Consider the following 20,980-nt stretch of genomic DNA (forward strand, 5'->3'; position numbering starts at 1 on the left):
TCTCTTCGGGGACAGTCGCCAAAATCACACCGCCTGGCAGTCGCTCGTTGGCTTCCCCGCCCACCCTAGATATGTCACTAATGACTCCCGACTCCGCTCCCTCTTCGACGACAAGAGCGAGGTCCACCATGTTACCAACTGTTGGTGAACTCATAATTTCTTCCACATCAGGGTGTAGATGGGAAGCCATGATTATGTTAACATTAGATTGACTGTTGAAAAACGTACCGACAGCAACATTACGGTTGATAATTAGATGTGGATACCCCAATACCGTCTCTCACCCCGGAAGTACGGCCCCCTTTTACCGTTCATCCACCCGTCGGCTGAGGTATGCCCTCACAGGCTACCCGCACACGGACGACGGTCGACATCACCGAACTCGGCTTCGACGCTGACGACGTCGACGTCTCGGTCGCGGTCGACGAGAACGACGACGGGACGGTTGTCGAGGTCGAACACGACAGCGAGGCGTGGACGCTCACCTTCGACGAGTACGGTGAACTCCAGGCCACACCGAGTCGATCGCCGCCGCGCTGGCTCGGCCCGGCGATCAAGAAGGCAGCCCCCGGGCTACGGGTGATGTAGATGCCCGTCGAGATCGATCGGTCGGTGGCGGGTGAGAAGTACCGCTACGCCTGTCCGCGCGGGCATACCGATTGGACACTTCGCGACGGCGTGATCGCCTGTTCGAGCTGTCCGCACTGGAGGTTGCCGGGTGAGGTGGAGTACGATATGCTGATCGACCAGCGGACGGGTCAGGAGATCGACGTCGAGGAGGTGCGTGTCGCGTGAGGCTACTCGATCGGTTCGAGGTCGGACGCGTCGAGGTCCTCGTCGAGGTAGGCACGGCCGTCGTCGGTGAGGCCGTACAGCCCGCGGTGGACCTGCTTCAAAAGTCCATGTCGAGCGAGTACACCACAACGCTCACTCGCGTACTGCCGGACTGGACCCCCTTTCGCCTCAATGGCGATCGGGGTGAGGTTGCCGTACTCCCGGATCAACTCAAGGATCCGATCGTCGGACGGCACCATCCAGTCGGCCGATTGTCGCATGTCGTTGCGTCGTTGGGCTGTACTCATATTCCCACCGGTGTACAGCATTTCACGACGGTTGGTCAAAAGTCTACTGACAAGTGTCGACTACCACTTTACAACCGTCAGTAAGTTATTAGTAAGGGCGCCCACAAGTACCAGTTGACCTGGCCTTCGCGGGAGCAAAACCCGCCGGCGCTGGAACGCCGACGGCCGGGTCCCAACAGGCTGCCCTCGTGACGAGGGCTTTCGAGAGACCCATGAGCAGATCAGACCACAAGGGGTATAATACTCACCCCAACGGCGATAGCGCAGACGCACAGGTAGTTAATCACGACCTACTGGAGCAGTTCGCGAACCTCACCGCGTTCCAGCGGGATATCCTTCGGACGTTAGCGAACGAGGACGACCAGGAGGCGTACGGACTTCATATCAAGCGCCAGCTGGAGACGTTGTACGGCGAGGAGGTTAACCACGGTCGCCTCTATCCGAACCTCGACACGCTCGTCGAGGCGGACCTCATCGCGAAGAGCGCACTCGACAAGCGGACGAACAACTACTCGTTAACGTCAACTGCGGGGGAACTACTCGACTCACGCCAGGCGTGGGAGAGAGGTGATTCGGCGTGAAGCATATTTGCCAGCGACACGGATGTGAACGGGAATTCGACACTCAGCGTGGACTCTCCCTTCACGAGTCCCGAGGGCATGACGACGGAGACCGACCTTGGCAGAATAAGGAGGTTCTCGAGCGGTTGTACCACGAGGAAGGGCTGAACCAAGAGGAGATCGCGGAGCGGTTCGGGACAGCCCAGAGAACCGTTTCTCGACAAATGGAGTTTCATGACGTCGAACGTCGAGATTACTCAGAGTCGCTTCGTGTTGAGCGTGCGGGCTTTTACACCAACCAAGACGGCTACGAACAGTCAATCGCGCACGCTGACAATCGGCCGTACAGAATCAGTATCCACCGCCTCGTGGCGGTGGCTGAGTACGGCATCGACCAAGTGAAGGGAAAACACGTTCATCACAAGAATAGTATCCCATGGGACAACCGCCATGAGAATCTGGAGCCACTGACACCCTCTGAACACAGTAAACGCCACCTGAGTGACGATTACATTCGCCGAGACGAGGAGGGCAGGCTCACAAACACACAGCTGCTGGACGAGTGGCGGACGTGGGAGCGGGGTGAGCGGTGATGCCCGCGTTCGACGACGCCGACGCCCGCGAGTACCAGTTCGGCGGCGACTACGTCGTCTCCTCGGGCGCCAGCCCGGGCGCGTGGATCGCGGCCGAGCATCCGATGCTCGCCGTCGACCAGCTCGACACGGAGGTCGCGTAGATGACCGTCGACGACGCGCACGCGATCGTCCGGAACGCCCTGGAGGGCGTAGATGAAGGAGGAACGCCCGGACTCCACGAGCTTCGGCTGGCGAACCTCAACGAGACCGAGCGCGAGCATGCGATCCGGGCGCTCAGGAGTCTCCATCAACTCGACGGGGCACTCGCAGAGCGCTCGGGGTTCGCGGGAGTCGACATTCCGTGGAACGAGGGCATCGGGGGTGACGCCTGATGCACGACGCGACGTTCTTCCTCACGCACGAGGAAGCGCGCGATCCCGAGGTCCCGTCGAAACTCGACGGCGAGTTCCCTGCCGTCGACGCCGAGGGCGCGCACTACCTCGACGGGAACACCGTCTACTTCGGGACGGCCGCGGACCTCATCGAGGAGCGAAACGAGGATGTCGCCGTCGACACGGACGAGATCACGACGAGCCGGTCGAAGGACCTCGTCCCGCGAGCCATCAACTTCTACGTCGACGTCTCCGCCAACCCGGGATTCATCGGGGTCTCCTCGGCGTCGAACGGCGAGTGGTTCGTGAAGCGGATCGCCGCCCAGACAGGGGTTTCCGTCAAGGAGACCCGGATCGACATCGACGCGTTCGCAGCGCACATCCGCGACCAGACGGAGATCGCCGACGCCTGGAACGTCTCGCACTCGCGGGACTTCGGCGGCGGCAAGGAGAAGACGAGCATCGAGTACCACGACGCCGCCGACATCGAGGCGGCGCAGAACGGGACGATCGGCCTCGGCTTCGAGTACATGTGGAACGACGAGTTCGTCGATGGCGTCATCTACGAGAGCGGGTACGTCGCGAACTACAGCAACGGTCTGCTTGAAGAGGGGTTCGCGCAGTGGGTTCGCGAGGAGGTCCTCCCGTTCCTCGAAGTTGACCGCGGCGAGGACGAGTCGAGCAGCGAGCAGGCGACGCTGACCGAAGACGAGAAGGACCGCGCCGAGGTCGCCGCGACCGATGGGGGTGACGAGGATGCCGAGTGAGAGCCACATCCTCCCGAACGGTGCGGAGATCCACTTCGAGGACGAGCGCGACCCACACTCCGCCGACCGGGTCGAGTTCCTGCCTGGTGGCCACGTGATGGCGATCTACAAGGAACAGTATCAGCTCGAAGTGTACCCGCCGCACGTCATCGAGGGCGTGTACACGTTCACGAAACACCTCGAAGATGAGGAGTGGTGGTGACGATGCCGAGTGACGAACTCGACGCCACGACCGGCGTCTCTTGCCCGTACTGCGGCGCGACTGATGGCGGGACAAAAACGGTTCAGGATCTCGATACTGGCGAGCCGGTCGAGAGGTCGATTCCGTGGTACGAATCAGTTGAACTGGGGGTGTCGGCCCTTGCCGAGTGATCGATCCGGAGACGGAGCCGCACGCGCCGACGGCGGCACCACCACCGAGAAGGTCCTCGAAGACAACGGTGTCGGCCAGGATAACGACTACGCATCCAAGGCGTACGGCGGCAGCGAGGCCGCCCTCGACGCGATCGAGAGGTACGTGGCCGAGAACGTCGCCGACGAGCGCATCGCCTCGTCGCGCTCTATCTCGAAGGCTGTCGACGACGTCCGCACCCAGGAGATCGGCAAGACGCTCGGCGCGCACCTTCGGGGCGACACGCCCGACGGGTGGCTCGCCGACGTCGAGGTCTCGAAGTGGCGCGACACGGCGCCGACGAAGTGGGTGTTTGAGCGCGTCGCCGGCGAGGCCGACACGCGCCGGTCGCGACAGCTCCAGGTGCCGCCGCTCGTCCGCGAGATCACGGCCGCGACCGACGCCGACGGCGCCCGCTGCGAGATGGTTGAACGCGACGGCGTCCGCTGGGAGGTCGCGAACACGACCGTCGACTGGATGCGTGACGTTCTCGCCGCGGTCTGCGAGACTGTCGGCCACCAGCCGACGGCCGTCCAGGAAGACGACGAGCTCGACCGGCGCGAGTGGATCGACCAGCTCACGCAGACGGCGACGACGACCGTCTTGGAACACGCGCTCGACATCGAGGCGCCGGGCGCCCGTGACGACTGGAACAAGGAGACGCTCCGCGCGATTCACGACGTGGTCGTCGCGGGGCGCGACCCGAGTGAGGTCAGGCGATGAGGCACCCACTGGTGTGGGTCACGCGCTGGTTCACGATGGGGCTAGCCGGTGCCCTTGCGGTGGTCCTCTTCCTGGAGGTGATGCCGTGAGCTCGAGGTACGTGAGCGGCTCGACCGACCACGCCGATCGGATGCTGCGGATCCGCGGGTCCGGACCGACCGCCAGTGTGATCGGCTCGTGGAATCGCGGGCTTCGCGTCGAGGTTCCGGACGTGGCGCCGGTCCCGCGCCACGACGAGGCGCGGTACGACGCGCAGTCCGCGGTCGTCGTCTTCCGCCGCGAGGACACGCTGACGACAGTCTACGGACTCGCTCCGGACCATCTCACCAATATCCACGGTGTGGCGGTCGCAGCCGCCGTCGACGCACAGTTCGGGACTGCGTATCGGACCGGAATCGATGTCGCGAATCTGGAGGAAATAAACCGATGAGTGCTACATCAAACGACGAAACGCCGGCGAGAGATGCGACGAGAGCAGAAGAGGCAGTCGCCCGGCACGGCGATGTCTATCGCCAGTGGGCGACCGAAGACAGCCGGCGCGGACGCGTCGCGCGGTCGATCCTCCGTGTTGGCAGCGACGACTGGGAGGGTGATGACGATGCCGAGTGACTCACTCGTCGAGGTGGCCGTCCTCGACGGCGAAGGCCTCGGAGACACGTTCGTCGCTTTCGACGACGGTCACCGCGTCGGCGGCGGCCTCTCGTTCGGCGCGCTCGTCGGCGTCGACGGTCGTCTCGCGCATTTCGGCGCGGGCGGCGTCGATCGCGTTCTGGACCTCCTCCCGGACCGGGAAGCCACACCGCGGGCAGTGGTAGGCAGTGGACTTCACCTCGGCGCGGCAGTTCGAGCAGGCGACGATCTCGGACGCGTCCCCGGAGTCGTCGTCTTCGGTGGGGTCGACGAACCCGTGGCTCTGGAAGATGGAGTCGTTCCGCTCGGCGTCACCGGTGTGGTCGTAGCGGTCGCGCATCCGCATCCGGTCGTCGACGAGCATCGACATGTGCTCGATGTCGCGGTCGTTCAGCTCGGAGTCGCTGATCCGCGTCATGAAGACGTGTCGGAAGTGGTGGGGATGGACGCGCTCGACGTCGATGTCGGCGCGGTCGGCCGCCCGCTTCATCGACTTCCGAACGGTCGAGGTGTGAGCTGCCATCATCTCTCGGTCGTCGGGATCGTAGTGTTCGACGACGGGGAACAGCGGAGCCTCGTCGTGCGCCCGACCGTTCGGCCCGGTGTGGTCGGGATGGTGGCGGTTGACCCACTCCCTGAGCTCCGCTCGCGAGTAGAGGATCGGATAGGAGACGTCGCGGACGCCTTTCAGGCTGAGCGCGTCGGTGTTCGGCGAGAAGGTGGGTCGCGGTGTGTCCAGGCCGTCGATGTCGCCGACCCGGAGCGAGGTCGCCAGCGAGATGCGCGCCCCGACGTCGGCCAGGAAGTCGATGAGGACGGGGTCGCGGTTGTTCATACAGGCGCGCTTCAGGCGCTCGATCTCGTCTTCGCTGAGGAGGTCGTCCTTCGAGATGGTCTCCTCCTTGGTGTTGCGGTCGGGCAGGTTGATCCGCTCACCGAATCCGTACTCGCCGTAGTGCGGCTCCTCGTCGAGCCACTGGAAGAAGACGCGGAGGACGCGCTTGTAGCCGAACATCCCGGAGCCATCGGGGTCGAGACCGTAGCCGCCGCTCTTCTTCGGCGCGGCCAGCCGGCCGACAAAGGCGCGAGCGTCGCCGATGTCCATTTCCAAGAGCGGGGTCTCGGCGCGTTCGGCGGCGCGACGGAGATTTCCTATATCGCTTATCAGTGTATTGAGCGACTTGTCCTCCATCTGCCGGCGGTGCGTGACGAACTCGCGGATCGCCCGCCGGTCGTCCTCGTCGATGTCGGCGTCTTCGAGGAGTCCCTGCTCGCGCTCGAACTTCGAGCGGGTGGAGTTCGTGTCGTTGACGTCGGCCATACACACTCGCAGGACGCCCACATATTTGGAACCCCCAGCAAGAAATGCGCCAGATGTTCGGCAACGAGTAAGAACAGTTCTAGAACGTAACCGTGCGTTCTAGGCGTTCTTACGCTAATTTTATTGAACTTACGTAGTCGGGTCTGCGACTCGCTCGGTTCTGCGTGTCAGATATCGAACCTCTCTCCATCGTGACGGAGAATAACTCGGATTGCCTATCTCAAAATAGCCTATCCAAAATTGGCTAATTTAAAATCGTCTACTGAGGTGTTCACCGCTACTCTCGATTCGAGTAGGTTAGGCCGGGGACGGAGCGGTTGTCGGTCCTCGAAGCGGTGGCGGGCGTCCCTCTGCCGACGCGGAGCGGCACGTCACCGGGACGCAGCGTGGTTCGCTCGAAACCAACACGAGCGGGACTCGGATCCACAGCCTCCCGACCGAGCCGATCGATTTTAGCCGCGCTCGTCCGGCCTGTCCATCGATCCCGTCGGAGCCGGCTACGAGTCGTCGCGTCGCTTCGCCGCCTCGTCGGCTCCGTCGTCACCCTCCTCGGCGGGTTCGTCTACCGCCTCGGCGGCTTCTTCGACCTTTTCGCCGACGGTTTCCTCGACGGTCTTCTCTACGGTTTCCTCGACCTTTTCGCCGACGGTTTCTTCGACGGTCTTCTCTACGGTTTCCTCGACCTTTTCGCCGACAGTTTCTTCGACGGTCTCTTCGACGGTTTTCTCGACCGTTTCCTCGACGGTTTCGCCGACTTTCTCCTCGACGGTTTCGCCGACTTTCTCCTCGACGGTCTTCTCTACGGTCTCGCCGACGGTCTCCTCGACTTTCCCCGTGACTTCCTCGCTGACGGTGTCGCTGACGTCGTCGGCGACCTCGCTGACCTCCTTGTTGACGGTTTCGCCGACGCTTTTTTCGACCTCCTTGCTCACCGTCTCTTCGACCTTTTCGCCGACGGTCTCCTCGACGGTTTTCTCGACTTCTTTGCTGACCGTTTCGCCGACGGTCTTTTCGACCTCCTTGTTGACGGTTTCGCCGACCGTTTTCTCGACCTCCTTGTCGACGGTCTCGCCGACGCTCTCCTCGACCTGTTTGCCGACCTGGTCCGCGACCTCGCGGGTCATCCAGTCCGGGTCGAAGCGCGCCATCTTCCAGACGACGTGGATCACGTACGAGGCGAACACCCCGATCCCGAACGCCATCGCAACGCGGTTCACCGGAAGCGTCGCAATGAGCACGATCGACAAAGCGATCAGCGCGCCGTACGCGATGTCGGTGATCGCATCCACTCGCGCCGGGCTTACCATCCTCGCCCCTCCGTCTCGCCGTCGACCGCGTCCCGCCGCCGTCGCGTGGCGTCTCCGTTCATACGTCTATGTTCTGAGCCGCCGGCGTAAAAGCCTCCCTCGTTGCGCGTCCGGTTCCTGTCGCGTTCGCCGCTTTCGAGGTCGCCCCCGCCACGGAGCGCGGCCCTTTTAGCCCGGATGACCGAACCGACGGTATGGACATCGAAGAGGGCGGACTCACCGTTTCCGTCCCGGAGGCGCGCGACGGCGCCAGCGAGGGCACCGGCGGCGGCGTCTTCTTCAACCCGACGCAGGAGCTGAACCGCGACGTAACGGTCGCGACGCTGCGCGCCTACCGCGACCGCGAGCCACGAGTTGCCTCGTACCTCGACGCGATGGCGGCCTCGGGGATCCGAGGCGTCCGCGCCGCCGCCGAGGGGTACGACGTCACCTGCGCCGACGTCGACGCGGATGCGGTCGACCTCGCTGCCGCGAACCTCGACGCCAACGGACTGGACGGCGAGGCGGTCCACCGCGACGTCAACGCCCTGCTGTACGACGAGGGACCGTTCGACGTCGTCGACCTCGATCCCTACGGCACGCCGATCCCCTTCGCGGACGCGGCGTTCGCGAACGGCCGCAACCTGGTCTGCGTCACCGCGACCGACACCGCGCCGCTGTGTGGCGCCCACCTCCAGAGCGGGATCCGCAAGTACGGCGCGGTCCCGCGCAACACCGACTACCACCCGGAGATGGGGCTTCGGACGCTGATATCGGCGCTCGTCCGGACCGCAGCGCGCTACGACAAGGCGGCGCGACCCATCGTCTCGCACGTCTCTCGCCACTACGCGCGGACCTATCTCGAACTGGAGTCGGGCGCCCGCGCGGCCGACGACTGCCTCGAAGAGCTCGGGCACATCGACCACTGCGAGGACTGTCTGTGGCGGTCGGCGACGCCCGGCCGAATCGCCGACCCGGTCGACGCGTGCCCGGAGTGCGGGAGCGACCGCGTCCTCACGGCCGGTCCGATCTGGCTCGGTCCGGTCGCGGACGCCGACTTCGCGCGCGCGGTCCGCCGCGAGGTGACCGACGACATGGGCGAGGCGAAGCGCGCGCGCAAGCTGCTCGGCACCGTCGCGCGCGAACTCGACACGCCGACGCACTACGACCAGCACCGGCTGTACAAGCAGTGGGGCGAGCCGGCGATCGGGATGGAAGAGTTCGTCGAGCGCCTGCGCGGGGCCGGCCACGAGGCGAGCCGCGCGCACTACCGCGGGACCGCGGTGAAGAGCACGGCGTCGATCCCCGAGATGCGCGAGGCGGTCCTCGGCGACGACACGGACTGACGGGGCACTCGTCGGCGATCGGCACCCTCTCGCTTTTGTCGCCATCGGCCGAAAAGCGGAGCGTGTTCCGACACTCGCGCACCGCGTTCGGCACGGCTCGGCGCGTCGCCGACCTCGCGATTGACCGGCAGGTGACGTTTCTCGCGGCCGCCATCGCCTACTACGCGTTCGTCTCGCTCGTCCCCGCGCTCCTGTTGCTCGTCGTCGTCGCCACCGCCGTCTTCGGCGAGACCATCGCCGCGGAGCTGGTCGCGTCGACGGGCGAGTTCCTCACGCCGGCCGGCGAGGAGGCGGTCGTCGTCGCCGTCTCCTCCGCCGGCGGTCGGACCGGCGCGAGCCTGCTCGGGCTGGGCGTGCTGCTCTGGTCGACGCTCAAGGTGTTCCGCGGGCTCGACACGGCGTTCGTCTCCCTGTACGGCGGCGACGGGACCCCAGGGTTCCTCAGGCAGGTCGTCGACGCGGCCTCGGTCGTCGTCGCCGTCGGCGTCGGCATCGGCGTGATGGTCGTCGTCGGCGCGTTCGTCGCGGCCGCGGACGCGGTCCCGCTGGTCGAGGCGGCGAGCGTCCTCGCGTTGCCCGCCTTCCTCGCCGCCGTCTTTCTCCCGATGTACTATCTCCTCCCGCAGCCGACGCTCACGGTCCGCGAGGCGCTTCCCGGGGCGGCGTTCGCGGCGGTCTGCTGGACGCTGCTTCAGGCCGGGTTTCAGGTGTACGCCGCGAGCGCCGCGCAGTACCAGGTGTACGGCGTTATCGGCGGTATCCTGCTTCTGGTCACGTGGCTCTACCTCGCGGCCGTCGTCGTCGTGCTCGGCGGCGTGGTCAACGTGGTGCTCGCGGGACGGGTCGGCGGTCCCGACGACGACTCCGACGCCAGCCGGTACGAGGGGTTCGCCGGCGCCGCCCGTCCCTCGGACGACGCCGCGGACCGGCAGTTACAACAGGACCGCGGCCGACCCACCGGTATGAACGGCGAGTCGGACGCCTCCGAGGGCGACGGCGAACGGCCGCGCGGCGCGCCGGATGTCGCCGCCCTCGAAGCGGAGGTCCGGGAGCTGCGGTCGCAGCTCGACGAGTTCGAAGACGACGTGGAACGCCGCACGGTCGACAAGCCCGAGGTCGAGTCGGAGCTGAAACGGTACGTCCGCTCGCGGATGCGCCGCGGACACGCCCGCGGTTGGGGTCCGTACCTCGTGTTGCTGTACGGGATGGTGCTGACGCTCGCGGCGCTGACGTCGCTCCAGGGGATCTACGCGGTCGGCGCCATCGTCGTCCTCGGACTGTCGACGCTCGGGCTGTACACGATCTTCGTCGTCGTCGGCATCGGCCTGAACCTGCTCGAAACGCCCGGGAAAGCCCTCGATTACGCCCGTAACCGCGGCGATGACTGATCGAGTGATCGACGCGTGACCGGACTCGTCGCGGCCGAGCGCGGGATCGGCGAGACGGGTCTCGTCGACGCGCTCCCGGAGTTCGTCGTCGTCGCCTTCGCGGCGGTCACCCACCTCGCGGACCCGTGGTTCCTCTTCGCGCTGCTCGCGGTCGGTTACTGGTTCGCGAGCGAGGGGGTCGCGGGGTCGCCGCGCCGCGCCGGCGCGACGGCGGTCGCGGCCGTCACCTGCGCGTACGCCGCGACGGCGCTCGGTAAGGCGTGGTTCGCGGTGCCCCGGCCGCCCGGCGCGATGGGACCCGCCGAGGTCCCGACGTGGCTCCCCGCGCTCCTGTCCGGCTGGTACGAGGCGCAGGTGCTCTCGGACGGGTTCGGCTTCCCGAGTGGCCACGCCACCGGCGGCGCGGCCGCGTACCTCGCCCTCGCGCTGCTGTACGATCGGTTCTGGACCGACCGCGCCCGCTACCTCGCCGCCGGGGCGGTCGCCGTCGCCGTCGCGGTCTCCCGGGTCGTCATCGAGGTCCACTACCTCGTCGACGTGCTCGCGGGGCTGGCCGTCGGCGCGGGGACCGTCGCCGTCGCGCTGTGGCTCGCCGGCGATCCGCGGGTCCGGCGCTCGGCGAGCGCGACGGCCGCCGCCGGCCCGACAGCGCGACTCAACCCCGCGCCCGCGTTCCTGCTCGCCGCCGTCGTCTCCGCGGGCGCGCTGGCCGTCGCCGTCGCGGGCGGGCACACCGGCGAGGTCGTCGAGGCGGGGATCGGGATCGCCACCGGCGCCGGCGGCGCGATCGGCTGGCGGTTCGTCGACGGCGACGAGCCGGCGGTCCCGGTCCGGGTCGCGGTGCCAGCGCTCGCCGTCACCGGCGGGCTCTGGGTGGGCGCGTACGCGCTCGCCGACTCGCTGCCGGTGACGCTCGTCGCGACGACCGCCGCCGTGGTCGCCGTCGTCGCGCTGCCGGCGCTGGCCGAACGGGTCGAGCCGTCGCTCCGCGGGTCGGGCGAGGCGTGAAAAAATACGAACGCGCGGCGTCGGTTCCGGGTCCGCCTCAGAACGTCTCCAGGTAGCGGTCCTCCTCCCACTGCGACACCTGGGTGAGGTACTCGCTGAACTCCTGGGACTTCGCCTCGGCGAACTTCTCCGAGGTGTGCGGACCGAGCGCCTCCTGGAGCACCTCGTCTTCCTCCAGCTCCTCGACGGCGGCGCCGAGGTTCGGCGGCAGCGTCTCGATGCCGTACTCCTCGCGCTTCTCGTCGTCGAACTCGTAGATGTCCTCGCGGACCGGTTCGCCGGGGTCGGCCCCGGTCTTGATCCCGTCGAGACCGGCGGCGATGAGCGACGCCATGCCGAGGTAGGGGTTACAGGACGGGTCGGGGCTGCGGACCTCGAAGCGCGCGGAGACGCCCGCGGCGTCGGGCACGCGGACGAGCGCCGAGCGGTTCGTGTCGGACCACGCGACGTAGATGGGCGCCTCGTAGCCGGGCACCAGGCGCTTGTAGGAGTTCACGGTCGGGTTGGTGACGGCCGTGAACGCGGGCGCGTGGTTCAGGATGCCGCCCATGAACTGGTAGGCCGTCTCGCTCAGGTTGAACTCGTCCGAGTCGTCGGCGAACGCGTTGCCGTCCTCGTCGAACAGCGAGATGTGGCTGTGCGATGCCCGAGCCATTGATGTCGGCGATCGGCTTGGGCATGAACGTCGCGTGGAGGTCGTGCTGTGCGGCGACCGCGCGGACGACGGCGCGGAACGTCGCGATGTTGTCCGCGGTCGTGAGCGCGTCGTCGTACTTGAAGTTGATCTCGTGTTGGCCCTCGGCGACCTCGTGGTGGGAGGCCTCGATCTCGAAGCCCATCTCCTCGAGGGTGAAGATGATCTCCTTGCGCACGTCCGAGGCGAGGTCCTTCGGCGCCAGGTCGAAGTAGCCGCCGTTGTCGTGGGGGGTCGTCGTCGCGTTCCCCTCGTCGTCGGTCTTGAACAGGAAGAACTCCGGTTCGGGACCGATAGAGACCGAATACCCCATCTCCTCGGCCTCGGCGAGGACCGACTTCAGGACCTGCCGCGGCCCGCCGACGAACGGCTCGCCGTCGGTGTCGACGATGTCACAGATGAGGCGCGCGGCGCCGGAGCCGTCCTCGCCGTCGCTGCGCCACGGGAGCACCGCGAAGGTGTCGGGGTCGGGGACGAGCCGCATGTCCGACTCCTGGATGCGCACGAACCCCTCGATGGAGGAGCCGTCGAAGTAGATTCCCTCGGTGAACGCCTTCTCCGCCTGGTGGGCGGGGACGGAGACGTTCTTCACGACGCCGAGGATGTCGGTGAACTGGAGCCGCAGGAAGTCGACGTTCTGCTCTTCGATTTCGTCGAGTACCGCCTGTTCCTCGGCCGTGAGGCCGCCGTCCGGTTTCGCGTGTTCGTCCGTCATGTTCTGGACGCTTCATTCGTTATCTGCCAGTATAAAGGCCTTATCGCTTGGCGCATGAACCGCCAGACTGGCAAAACTGCTGGACGTTCGTAAAATTCTAAACCCCTGGAAGCGTGGTTAGGTGTGATGACGTACGAAAACCTCGACGCGAAGCTCATCAACTCCCTGCTCAGCAACGGACGTGCGAGCCTTCGGAGTCTGGGCGACGAGCTCGACGTCTCGGTGACGACCGTTTCGAACCATCTCCGCGATCTTGAAGAAGAGGGCGTGATAGACGGGTACACACCCGTCGTCGACTACGACAAGCTCGGCTACGACGTGACGGCCGTGCTCCAGCTCAAGGTGGAGGGAAGCGCCCTGCCTGACGTCACCGAGAAGCTGCGCCAGGAGAAACAGATGGTGAGCGTCTACGAGGTCACCGGCGACTACGACGTGATCGCCATCGGGAAGTTCACCGACACGGACGGGATGAACGACCAGATCAAGTCGATCCTCACCGACGCGGACATCCGCGAGTCGAACACGAGCGTCGTCCTGAACGCGGTCACGGAAAACGAGCAGTTCGACCTCGACGTCGAGGAGTAGTCCGGTCGCTCGCTGCGCCGTCCCTATCGCTTTCGCCGCTTCGCCGCCGCCTCCAGCACCTCCACCGCCGGGAGCGGCTCGCCGGTCAGCGCGCGGATGTACGCGCCGCCCGCGATGGAGACGTGCGAGAAGTCCCCCTCGCTCAGGCCGTACATCCCGATGGCGCGCGAGGTGTCGCCCCCGCCGACCACGGAGAAGCAGTCGGTCTCCGCGATGGCTTCGAGCACGCCCACGGTGCCGTCCGCGAACCGCTCGTCCTCGAAGACGCCGAGCGCGCCCTTCACGAACACCGCGTCGGACTCGCGGATCGCCGGCTCGTAGTCGGCGACCGTCTCCGAGCCCACGTCGAGGTACCCCTCCGTCTTCTCGTCGATGTCGTCGACGGCGACCTCCGCGCGGTCGCCGTCGGGACCCTCGTACGCGAGGTCGGTCGCGAGGCGGATCGCGTCGCCGCGCTCGTCGAGGACCGACTCGATCAGCTCGCGGTTCCGCTCCCACTGCTCGTCGAACAGGTCCATCTCGCCCACGTCGTGACCGACGGGGTGGCCCGCGGCGCGCAAGAACAGCTCGCCCGCGACGCCGCCGAGCAGGAAGCGGTCGACCCGGTCGTCGAGGGCGTCCATCACGCCGATCACGTCGGTCGCCTTGGTGCCGCCGACGACCATCGTGACGGGTCCGTCGAACTCGCGGGTCGCGATGGCGGTGTTGGCCTCGTACTCCGTCTCCATCACGCGGCCCGCGTACGCGGGGAGGACGAGCGGGAAGCCGACCAGCGAGGCGTGCTTCCGGTGGGCCGCCGAGTAGGCGTCGTTGACGTATGCGTCGAAGCGCGGGGCCAAGGTCTGAACGAACTCCGTCTCCGACTTCTCCTCGGGCGACTCCTCCGGCAGCTCGTCGTCGCACATCCGGGTGTTCTCCAAGAGGAGTACCTCGCCCGCGCCGAGCGCGTCGATGGCCGCCAGCGCCTCGTCGCCGTAGGTGTCCGCGACGAAGCCGACCTCGCGGTCGACGTGGTCGGCGAGGATCTCCGCGTGGCCCGAAAGCGACGTGAAGTCGTCGCGGCCGGGGCGGCCCTGATGAGCCATGAGGACGACGCGGTGACCGGCGTCGGCCAGCTCGCGGACCGTCTCCGCGTGGCGATCGAACCGGCGGTTGTCCTGCGGTGTTCCGTCCTCGATGGGGGAGTTGAGGTCGAGCCGAACGAGGACGCGCGAGTCTGCCGGGAGGTCGTCGATGGTGTCGAACTCGGACATGCGTGATCGGTCGTCGATGAGATATTTAAGGAGTTGTTCTCCGGGGGAACGTTGCCGCCGGGGGTTGGGGCTTCGCTCGTCGGCCGCGGCCGGTCGCTTACGCTTCGTCCTGGACGTACGCGGCCATGTCGAGCATCCGGTTCGAGAAACCGTACTCGTTGTCGTACCAGGTGAGAATCTTCAGGAGCTTCCCGCCGGCGATGACGTTCGTCGACTGGAGGTCGACGTAGCTGGAGAACGGCAGCCCGACGATGTCCGAGGAGACGACCTCGTCGTCGGTGTAGCCGAGCACGCCCGCGAGCGGGCCGGAGTCGGCCGCGTCGCGGAAGGCGGCGTTGACCTCCTCCTCGGTGACGTCCTCGTCGAGGCTGACGACGAACTCGGTGATGGAGCCGGTTGGGACCGGGACGCGCATCGCCATGCCGTCGATTTTGCCCTCCAGCTGCGGGAGGACCTCCTGGGCGGCGCCCGCGGCGCCGGTCGAGGTGGGGACGATGTTCTCGGCGGCCGCGCGGCCGCGGCGGCGCTTGCTCATCGGGCCGTCGATGAGGCTCTGGGAGCCGGTGTAGGCGTGAACCGTGGTGAGGGTGCCGGCGTCGATGCCGAACTCCGCGTCGAGCACCTTCGCGACCGGCGTGATGGAGTTCGTGGTACAGGAGGCGTTCGAGATCACGTCGTCGCCCTCGTACTCGTCGTGGTTAACGCCGTAGACGAGCTGTTTGACCGGCTTCTCGCCCTTCGGGGGCGCCGAGATGATCACGGTGTCGGCGCCGCCGTCGAGGTGGGCGCTCGCGTCGTCGCGGGTGCGGAAGATACCTGTACACTCCAGGGCGACGTCAACGTCGAGCTCGTCCCACGGGAGGTCCGCGGGGTCCTGAACGTTGAACAGCGGGACCGAGGTGTCGCCGACCGTCAGCTCGTCGCCGTCACGCTCGACGCCGTCGAGCCGGCCCATGACGGTGTCGTACTTCGCGAGATACCCCATGTCGTCGAAGTCCATCACGTCGTTGATCCCGACGAGTTCGATTCGCGGACTCTCCAGGGCCGCGCGGAACACGTTACGCCCGATGCGACCGAAGCCGTTGAGTCCCACTCGAACGACCTCGTCGTCGGTCACGTCGTCACCGGCCGCAAGCTGCGATTTACTCATGTTCGAAAAAGGCGAGGCGCAACTACTTAAATCCGGCTCAGTCGCCCCGAGATCGTCATAATCGTTCGAATTTGTTACGAACGCTGCTCGCGTTCGAGCGCCCGTACGGGGAGTACAGCCGGTTGTCTTCCCCCTCGCGTGGGGCGGGTAGCGGCCGATACGGCGACCGACAGAAGGCTTATCGGGGTCACCGACTTCACGGGAGATATGGACAGAGACGACCGCGACGATCCGTTCGGAGACTTCTTCGAGGAGATCGAGCGGATGATGAACGAGATGGCCAACGGCAGTCCCCCGTCGGCCGACGACGCCGGGTTCGGCTCCGACACCCACGTCGACGCCTACACCACCGAGGAGTCGGTGCGTCTCGTCGCCGACCTCCCCGCCGTCTCGAAGGAGGAGCTCTCGCTGCGCTGTGACGGTGACGCGCTCACCATCTCCGCGGTCTCCGACCGGCGCGAATACGACGAGACCGTCGACCTCCCCGCGCCCGTCGACGAACACTCCGCGGACGCGACGTTCAACAACGGCGTCTTGGAGGTCTCGTTCGACCGCGACGACGACAGCGCGTCGATCGATCTCGTCTGAGTCCGCGGTCCCCCCTCGAAACCGCTCTTACTCCCGGTTCGCGGTCCGCCGGATCAGCGCCGCGAGCCGGTCGTAGAAGGCGTCCTCGTACTTCGTCGCGGCGTCGACGGTCGGCCGCGCGTTCGTCTCGTTGACGACGAGTCGGTCGTCGGTCGCGAGCAGGTCGACGCCGAGGTAGTCGATCCCGAGCGCCCCGGCCGCGCGCTCGGCGAGACCGCGGGCGGGCGGGTCGAGTTCGACGCCCCGGGCCGTCGCGCCGCGGTGGACGTTGTGTTTCCACCGGCCGGCCGCGAGCGCGTCGTCGTCGAGTTCGCGTTCCACCGCACCGGTGTACTCGCCGTCGACGACCATCGCGCGGTAGTCGCGCGCGTCCGGGAGGAACTCCTGGATCAGGAACGACTTGTCGCCGGTCGCGCGGTAGTCGTGGATCAGGTTCAGGTAGTCGACGACGCCAAGAAGCGAGTCGAGGTCGGTCGCGGTCGCGACGCCGACCCCGCGGGTCGCGGAGTTCGGCTTCACGACGACGGGATAGGAGAATCCCTCGACGGCGTCGACGACGACCGACTCGTCTACCGGGTTCGACACGAGCGTCGTCCGGGGTGTCGGCAGCCCGGCGGCCGACAGCGTCGCCAGCACGCCCGCCTTGTTGCGCGAGGCCACGACCGCGTCGCGGCCGTTCACCCACGGGACGCCGAGGCGCTCGTCGACGACCGCACCCTCCATGAGTCGGGTCGGGTAGACGAGACCGACGTCGAAGCCGTCGAACTCGTCCGGGTCGGCCGCGGCGTCGCTGGTCTCCCCGTCGGTGCTGCCCTCCCCGCCCGACACCCGAAGCGCCCGCTCTTTCGCCCGGACGTGACCCACTTCGATGCCGCGATCCGCGAGCGGCCCGCGCACGCGCTCGAACGTCTCCGCGTTAGTGGTCATCGCGAGCCGGAGCATAACATCGCTGGGGACCGTTTGGACTTAAAAACGGGGAGAGCGGCGCGACGGGAGCGACACTCTACGATATCGCGGTGGCGCGTGCCTGCGAGGCCGCCCCGCGGCCGAGCAGCACGCGCGAGGTCGCCGGCGCTACGCGCCGGCTGCCAGAGGGACCTCCGGTCCCTCGCTGGAGTCGCTGGCGGCGCCAGCCGCCAGCGACGAGGCTGGGGAGGCGTGAGGCTGCGGTGCGGTCGCTGTCGGGTGGGACTCAAAGGGGCGCCCGCATCGCGGCTGGGGCTTTGGCGGCGTTTGACGCCGATCCGCATTCAGCTATTTATAAATAAGCGGCCGAGGCTCTGGCGGTGCTCGCCGTCGATCCACGCGAAAACGACTTATTGGAGGTGGCCTTCCTCGCGGAGCTGTTCCGCCTCGCTCTTCTCGTAGCGCCACGAGATGTCGGCCTTCTCGTCCTGCCAGTCCCACGGCTCGACGAGGACGATGTCGTCTTCGCGGATCCACACCCGTTTCTGCATCCGGCCGGGGATGCGCGCGGTTCGCTGTTCGCCGTCCGCACAGCGTACTTTGACGCGGTTCGCGCCGAGCATCTCGACGACCTCCGCGAACACCTCGTCGTCGTCGGGCATCCGGAGGTCGTTCCGACCGCCGCCGTCTCCGTTGCTCATGCGTACGCGGTGATACGCGCTCGCGGAAATAAAAGGGCCGCTCTCTCCGCGGGCGACAGGCGGGCCCCGCGGTGGCGCCGCGAGATCATCTCCTTTTAAGCACGATCGACGGCCACCCGACGACATGCGTGACACATTGGGGCTGGAAGGCATCGCTGGCGTCCTCGTCGTCTTCGTCGCCGTCGGTATCATCGCCGTCCGTGATCCCGTCATCGCTGGCGCCGTAATGCTCCTCATCGCCGGCCTCGCGCTGATCGCGAAGGGGCTCGTCGACACCGCCATGCGCTCGTTCGGGCTGAAGTAGTCCGCGAACCCGACGTTCACCGTTCTCTCGAAAGACTCATAATCGCCGACCGACCCACTCGGGTATGGTCGAAGTACCCGCCGTCGCGGTCGAGCTCGTCGAACTCCTCGCTGTCACCGTCGGCGCCGGCGCGGCCGCCGCGGTCGGCGTCGTGCTCGAACAGTTCGGGCTCTCCGCGGTCTCTGGCGGCGACCTGGTGCTCGGCGCTTGGGCCGTCGGCATGGGACTGATCGCGCTGTACGTGGGTCTCGTCGGACTCGGCTACGAGCAGGCGATCCCGCGGCTGCGCCGGCTCGCGAGCGGCGAGTAGGGTCTCAAGCCCCGAGGGGTCACAGCTCCCCGTCGGCTGCCAGCCCGCGTTCGCCGCCGCGCGTAGCTTTTTGTCTCGCCTCGAACTACGCCGCGTATGGAGTACACGACGCTCGGGAACACCGGCACGACCGTCTCGAAGATCTGTCTCGGCTGCCGATGAGCTTCGGGGACCCCGACTGGCGCGAGTGGGTCCTCGACGAGGAGGCGGGCAGAGAGCTGATCGAGCGCGCGATCGAACTCGGCGTGAACTTCTTCGACACCGCCAACATGTACTCGAACGGCGAGAGCGAGCGCGTCCTCGGCGAGGCGCTCGACGGGTACGACCGCGACGAGTTCGTCGTCGCCACGAAGGGGTACTTCCAGATGGACGAGTCGAACCCGAACTCCGGCGGGCTCTCGCGGAAGGCGATCGAACAGGAGCTCGAAAACTCGCTCGACCGGCTCGGCACCGACACGATCGACCTCTATCAGATCCACCGGTGGGACTATGAGACGCCGATCGAGGAGACGCTCGCCGCGCTTGACGATGCGGTGCGGCGCGGCGATGTCCGGTATATCGGCGCCTCCTCGATGTGGGCCCACCAGTTCGCCGAGGCGCTTCACGCGAGCGACCGCGAGGGATACGAGCGGTTCGCCACGATGCGAGAACCACTACAACCTCGCGTACCGCGAGGAGGAACGCGAGATTCTCCCGCTCTGTGAGAAAGAGAACGTCGGCGTGATGCCGTGGAGTCCGCTCGCACGCGGCTACCTTGCCCGCCCGCACGAGGACGTGGACGCGACGCTCCGCGGCGAGACCGAAGAGCACCTCTACGCGCACCCGTACCGCGAGGGCGGCGGGCGGGAGATCAACGAGCGAATCGAGGAGCTCGCCGCCGAGAAGGGCGTGAAGATGGCGCAGATCGCCTTGGCGTGGCTGTTCCACAAGGAGCCGGTCGACACGCCCATCGTCGGCACGACGAGCGTCGAACACCTCGAAGACGCGGTCGAGGCGCTCGACATTGACCTCTCGGACTCCGACATCGAGTGGCTCGAAGCGCCCTACGAGCCGGTCCGCGTCTCCGGTCACGAGTGAGTCGCCGGGGAAGACCGCGGTGCGCTCGCCGCTGACTTATAAGGACACCGTCGCGGACGCCACGACAACCCTTTTCGGCGGCGCCACCGAACCGTGGCGCATGGCAGACGACGACGCCACAGACCCCGAGAACGGCGAGACCGGCGAACAGGGCGACGCCGCCGACGGCGACGGAGAGGAGAAGTCCTTCCGCGAGCGCGTCGAGGAGATCCGCGAGCGACGCGAGCAGGAGCGCGAGGAGGGCGACCGGCCCGAACCCGAAGAGATGATGGGCGGCGGCGGCCCGCCGGGGATGGGCGGTGGCGGCGGCGGCAACCCCTTCGCGCAGATGATGTCCGGCATGATGGGCGGCGGTGGCGGTCCCGGCGGCGCTGGCGGCCCGCCCGGCATGGGCGGCGGTCCCGGCGCGCAGGGCGAGCAGGGCGGCCGCGGCGACGACGGCGGCAACGAGGAACTCGTCCGCGAGGTGCGCCAGCTCCGCGACGAGGTCCGCGACGCGACCCGCCAGCTCCAGCGCATCGCGCAGGCGCTCGAAGACGACTGAACGCGGGCCGTCGCTTCTTTCGATCCCACCCGGACGAACAATCGAGGGTGTACGTTTTGAATTTCACACACCTCAGTAACAAGCTATTTGTCTGAGGGATACAACGTCGAGATACGAGACCATGCCTACTCACGAAACGAAATCCGCGGATGTCGTCTTAGCCGAGGTGACAGGCGAACCCGTGGAAAAATTCTCTGCGGATGATAAGCCGATTCCGGAACTCGACGAACTGGAGTCGGTTCCGGAAGAGGAACAGTAGACTCTATCGATCTCGCGGACCGTATTTCTCAAGGAGTTCTTCGGCACGGCTCTTTAAGAACCGCTCGCAGTATGCTGGCGCGTTCTCCGCAGTCACTGACGGGAAACCACGCTGAACGTCCACTTTCCGTCCGTCTTGGTACAGATCGAGATGGAGACGTTCCGACTCGACGTCGTGTCCCCACGCTGCGTCTGGATGGTGATCGAACCGAGCCACTTGTCGCCAGTCTCGCTCTCCGTACGTCTGTCCAACGTTCTGTTCCAGTTGGACGATGAACCAATTGACGTCCCCGTCGGAGACACCCATCTCTACGTTGACCCGGGAACGCCCGTACTCGATGGGAACCGCGTAATCGACATCGGGGTGGCTGTGCCGATGTTCGGGCGTAGACCGATTCGTCATAAAAGTCGAGAGAGCGGGTGTTA

The 20,980-nt window shown here is 66.6% G+C and carries 29 protein-coding genes and 2 pseudogenes; 22 read left to right on the forward strand and 9 right to left on the reverse strand.

Going from position 1 to position 20,980, the window contains the following annotated elements:
• Window positions 1–333 precede the first annotated feature (333 nt).
• Both ACODNG_RS10800 and ACODNG_RS10805 read left to right on the forward strand, forming a co-directional pair.
• Complete coding sequence (locus ACODNG_RS10800; RefSeq protein ID WP_434521318.1) at window positions 334–588, forward strand: hypothetical protein; 255 nt, start codon at window positions 334–336, stop codon at window positions 586–588.
• Window positions 589–795: a hypothetical protein gene (locus ACODNG_RS10805; RefSeq protein WP_434521319.1), complete on the forward strand. Its 207-nt coding sequence runs from the start codon at window positions 589–591 to the stop codon at window positions 793–795. It abuts the gene before it with no gap.
• Window positions 796–797: 2 nt separating this feature from the next.
• Here ACODNG_RS10805 and ACODNG_RS10810 read toward each other — a convergent pair whose 3' ends face one another.
• Window positions 798–1,055 carry a PhiH1 repressor gene (locus ACODNG_RS10810; protein ID WP_434523090.1) on the reverse strand — a complete coding sequence of 86 codons (258 nt, stop codon included), beginning with the start codon at window positions 1,053–1,055 and terminating at the stop codon, window positions 798–800.
• Between the two features lie 239 nt (window positions 1,056–1,294).
• On the opposite strand from ACODNG_RS10810, the gene ACODNG_RS10815 reads away from it, so the two are divergent.
• The 10 genes from ACODNG_RS10815 to ACODNG_RS10860 all read left to right on the forward strand — a co-directional run bounded on the left by ACODNG_RS10815 (window position 1,295) and on the right by ACODNG_RS10860 (window position 5,099).
• The gene (locus ACODNG_RS10815; protein WP_434521320.1) at window positions 1,295–1,663 is read left to right on the forward strand and encodes a PadR family transcriptional regulator; all 369 of its coding nucleotides are present in this window, start codon (window positions 1,295–1,297) and stop codon (window positions 1,661–1,663) included.
• Window positions 1,664–1,788: 125 nt separating this feature from the next.
• On the forward strand, window positions 1,789–2,235 hold the full coding sequence (locus ACODNG_RS10820; RefSeq protein ID WP_434521321.1) for an HNH endonuclease: 447 nt from the start codon (window positions 1,789–1,791) through the stop codon (window positions 2,233–2,235).
• Window positions 2,235–2,378 carry a hypothetical protein gene (locus ACODNG_RS10825; protein WP_434521322.1) on the forward strand — a complete coding sequence of 48 codons (144 nt, stop codon included), beginning with the start codon at window positions 2,235–2,237 and terminating at the stop codon, window positions 2,376–2,378. The genes ACODNG_RS10820 and ACODNG_RS10825 overlap by 1 nt, the downstream gene beginning before the upstream one ends.
• Window positions 2,379–2,609, forward strand: coding sequence for a hypothetical protein (locus ACODNG_RS10830; protein WP_434521323.1), 231 nt, complete (start codon window positions 2,379–2,381; stop codon window positions 2,607–2,609).
• Window positions 2,609–3,376: a hypothetical protein gene (locus tag ACODNG_RS10835; RefSeq protein ID WP_434521324.1), complete on the forward strand. Its 768-nt coding sequence runs from the start codon at window positions 2,609–2,611 to the stop codon at window positions 3,374–3,376. The genes ACODNG_RS10830 and ACODNG_RS10835 overlap by 1 nt, the downstream gene beginning before the upstream one ends.
• Complete coding sequence (locus ACODNG_RS10840) at window positions 3,366–3,578, forward strand: hypothetical protein (protein ID WP_434521325.1); 213 nt, start codon at window positions 3,366–3,368, stop codon at window positions 3,576–3,578. The genes ACODNG_RS10835 and ACODNG_RS10840 overlap by 11 nt, the downstream gene beginning before the upstream one ends.
• Before the next feature lie 2 nt (window positions 3,579–3,580).
• On the forward strand, window positions 3,581–3,748 hold the full coding sequence (locus ACODNG_RS10845; protein ID WP_434521326.1) for a hypothetical protein: 168 nt from the start codon (window positions 3,581–3,583) through the stop codon (window positions 3,746–3,748).
• Window positions 3,738–4,490 carry a hypothetical protein gene (locus tag ACODNG_RS10850; RefSeq protein WP_434521327.1) on the forward strand — a complete coding sequence of 251 codons (753 nt, stop codon included), beginning with the start codon at window positions 3,738–3,740 and terminating at the stop codon, window positions 4,488–4,490. The genes ACODNG_RS10845 and ACODNG_RS10850 overlap by 11 nt, the downstream gene beginning before the upstream one ends.
• Before the next feature lie 85 nt (window positions 4,491–4,575).
• Entirely contained in the window at window positions 4,576–4,920 is a 345-nt protein-coding gene (locus ACODNG_RS10855; RefSeq protein ID WP_434521328.1) for a hypothetical protein, read from the forward strand.
• Entirely contained in the window at window positions 4,917–5,099 is a 183-nt protein-coding gene (locus ACODNG_RS10860) for a hypothetical protein (protein ID WP_434521329.1), read from the forward strand. Before ACODNG_RS10855 ends, ACODNG_RS10860 begins: the two co-directional genes overlap by 4 nt.
• Before the next feature lies 1 nt (window position 5,100).
• Here ACODNG_RS10860 and ACODNG_RS10865 read toward each other — a convergent pair whose 3' ends face one another.
• A complete protein-coding gene (locus tag ACODNG_RS10865; RefSeq protein ID WP_434521330.1) occupies window positions 5,101–6,441 on the reverse strand; it encodes a tyrosine-type recombinase/integrase in 1,341 nt (446 codons plus the stop codon).
• Window positions 6,442–6,938: 497 nt separating this feature from the next.
• Window positions 6,939–7,748 carry a hypothetical protein gene (locus ACODNG_RS10870; RefSeq protein ID WP_434521331.1) on the reverse strand — a complete coding sequence of 270 codons (810 nt, stop codon included), beginning with the start codon at window positions 7,746–7,748 and terminating at the stop codon, window positions 6,939–6,941.
• A 194-nt stretch (window positions 7,749–7,942) separates the two neighbouring features.
• On the opposite strand from ACODNG_RS10870, the gene ACODNG_RS10875 reads away from it, so the two are divergent.
• From ACODNG_RS10875 to ACODNG_RS10885, 3 genes are all read left to right on the forward strand, one after another.
• Entirely contained in the window at window positions 7,943–9,073 is a 1,131-nt protein-coding gene (locus tag ACODNG_RS10875) for a tRNA (guanine(26)-N(2))-dimethyltransferase (RefSeq protein ID WP_434521332.1), read from the forward strand.
• A gap of 62 nt (window positions 9,074–9,135) precedes the next feature.
• Complete coding sequence (locus ACODNG_RS10880) at window positions 9,136–10,461, forward strand: YihY/virulence factor BrkB family protein (protein ID WP_434521333.1); 1,326 nt, start codon at window positions 9,136–9,138, stop codon at window positions 10,459–10,461.
• Window positions 10,462–10,476: 15 nt separating this feature from the next.
• Window positions 10,477–11,469, forward strand: coding sequence for a phosphatase PAP2 family protein (locus tag ACODNG_RS10885; RefSeq protein WP_434521334.1), 993 nt, complete (start codon window positions 10,477–10,479; stop codon window positions 11,467–11,469).
• Window positions 11,470–11,506: 37 nt separating this feature from the next.
• On the opposite strand, the pseudogene glnA reads toward ACODNG_RS10885, so the two are convergent.
• Window positions 11,507–12,878: pseudogene (gene glnA / locus ACODNG_RS10890) on the reverse strand (type I glutamate--ammonia ligase).
• Window positions 12,879–13,004: 126 nt separating this feature from the next.
• Between glnA and lrp the strand changes: the two are divergent.
• Window positions 13,005–13,463 carry an HTH-type transcriptional regulator Lrp gene (gene lrp, locus ACODNG_RS10895; protein ID WP_209545576.1) on the forward strand — a complete coding sequence of 153 codons (459 nt, stop codon included), beginning with the start codon at window positions 13,005–13,007 and terminating at the stop codon, window positions 13,461–13,463.
• Window positions 13,464–13,486: 23 nt separating this feature from the next.
• On the opposite strand, the gene ACODNG_RS10900 is transcribed toward lrp, so the two are convergent.
• Complete coding sequence (locus ACODNG_RS10900; RefSeq protein WP_434521335.1) at window positions 13,487–14,716, reverse strand: phosphoglycerate kinase; 1,230 nt, start codon at window positions 14,714–14,716, stop codon at window positions 13,487–13,489.
• A gap of 97 nt (window positions 14,717–14,813) precedes the next feature.
• Entirely contained in the window at window positions 14,814–15,866 is a 1,053-nt protein-coding gene (gene gap, locus ACODNG_RS10905; RefSeq protein WP_434521336.1) for a type I glyceraldehyde-3-phosphate dehydrogenase, read from the reverse strand.
• 207 nt (window positions 15,867–16,073) lie between these two features.
• Between gap and ACODNG_RS10910 the strand changes: the two genes are divergently transcribed.
• Window positions 16,074–16,454: an Hsp20/alpha crystallin family protein gene (locus ACODNG_RS10910; RefSeq protein ID WP_209545580.1), complete on the forward strand. Its 381-nt coding sequence runs from the start codon at window positions 16,074–16,076 to the stop codon at window positions 16,452–16,454.
• Between the two features lie 27 nt (window positions 16,455–16,481).
• On the opposite strand, the gene ACODNG_RS10915 is transcribed toward ACODNG_RS10910, so the two are convergent.
• Window positions 16,482–17,396: an ATP-grasp domain-containing protein gene (locus ACODNG_RS10915; RefSeq protein WP_434521337.1), complete on the reverse strand. Its 915-nt coding sequence runs from the start codon at window positions 17,394–17,396 to the stop codon at window positions 16,482–16,484.
• A gap of 374 nt (window positions 17,397–17,770) precedes the next feature.
• The gene (gene eif1A, locus ACODNG_RS10920) at window positions 17,771–18,061 is read right to left on the reverse strand and encodes a translation initiation factor eIF-1A (protein ID WP_434521338.1); all 291 of its coding nucleotides are present in this window, start codon (window positions 18,059–18,061) and stop codon (window positions 17,771–17,773) included.
• 124 nt (window positions 18,062–18,185) lie between these two features.
• On the opposite strand from eif1A, the gene ACODNG_RS10925 reads away from it, so the two are divergent.
• The 5 genes and pseudogenes from ACODNG_RS10925 to ACODNG_RS10945 all read left to right on the forward strand — a co-directional run bounded on the left by ACODNG_RS10925 (window position 18,186) and on the right by ACODNG_RS10945 (window position 20,555).
• On the forward strand, window positions 18,186–18,365 hold the full coding sequence (locus ACODNG_RS10925) for a DUF7470 family protein (RefSeq protein WP_434521339.1): 180 nt from the start codon (window positions 18,186–18,188) through the stop codon (window positions 18,363–18,365).
• A gap of 64 nt (window positions 18,366–18,429) precedes the next feature.
• Window positions 18,430–18,675, forward strand: coding sequence for a hypothetical protein (locus ACODNG_RS10930; RefSeq protein ID WP_209545585.1), 246 nt, complete (start codon window positions 18,430–18,432; stop codon window positions 18,673–18,675).
• 96 nt (window positions 18,676–18,771) lie between these two features.
• A pseudogene (locus ACODNG_RS10935) lies at window positions 18,772–19,752 on the forward strand (aldo/keto reductase).
• Window positions 19,753–19,852: 100 nt separating this feature from the next.
• Complete coding sequence (locus ACODNG_RS10940) at window positions 19,853–20,296, forward strand: hypothetical protein (protein ID WP_209545589.1); 444 nt, start codon at window positions 19,853–19,855, stop codon at window positions 20,294–20,296.
• A gap of 121 nt (window positions 20,297–20,417) precedes the next feature.
• On the forward strand, window positions 20,418–20,555 hold the full coding sequence (locus ACODNG_RS10945; protein ID WP_434521340.1) for a hypothetical protein: 138 nt from the start codon (window positions 20,418–20,420) through the stop codon (window positions 20,553–20,555).
• A 3-nt stretch (window positions 20,556–20,558) separates the two neighbouring features.
• Here the strand turns inward: ACODNG_RS10945 and ACODNG_RS10950 are convergent, their stop codons facing one another.
• Window positions 20,559–20,957, reverse strand: coding sequence for a DUF7718 family protein (locus tag ACODNG_RS10950; protein WP_434521341.1), 399 nt, complete (start codon window positions 20,955–20,957; stop codon window positions 20,559–20,561).
• Window positions 20,958–20,980 lie beyond the last annotated feature (23 nt).

This window comes from Halorubrum sp. AS12 (assembly GCF_051122765.1).
Taxonomy (GTDB): Archaea; Halobacteriota; Halobacteria; order Halobacteriales; family Haloferacaceae; genus Halorubrum; species Halorubrum trapanicum.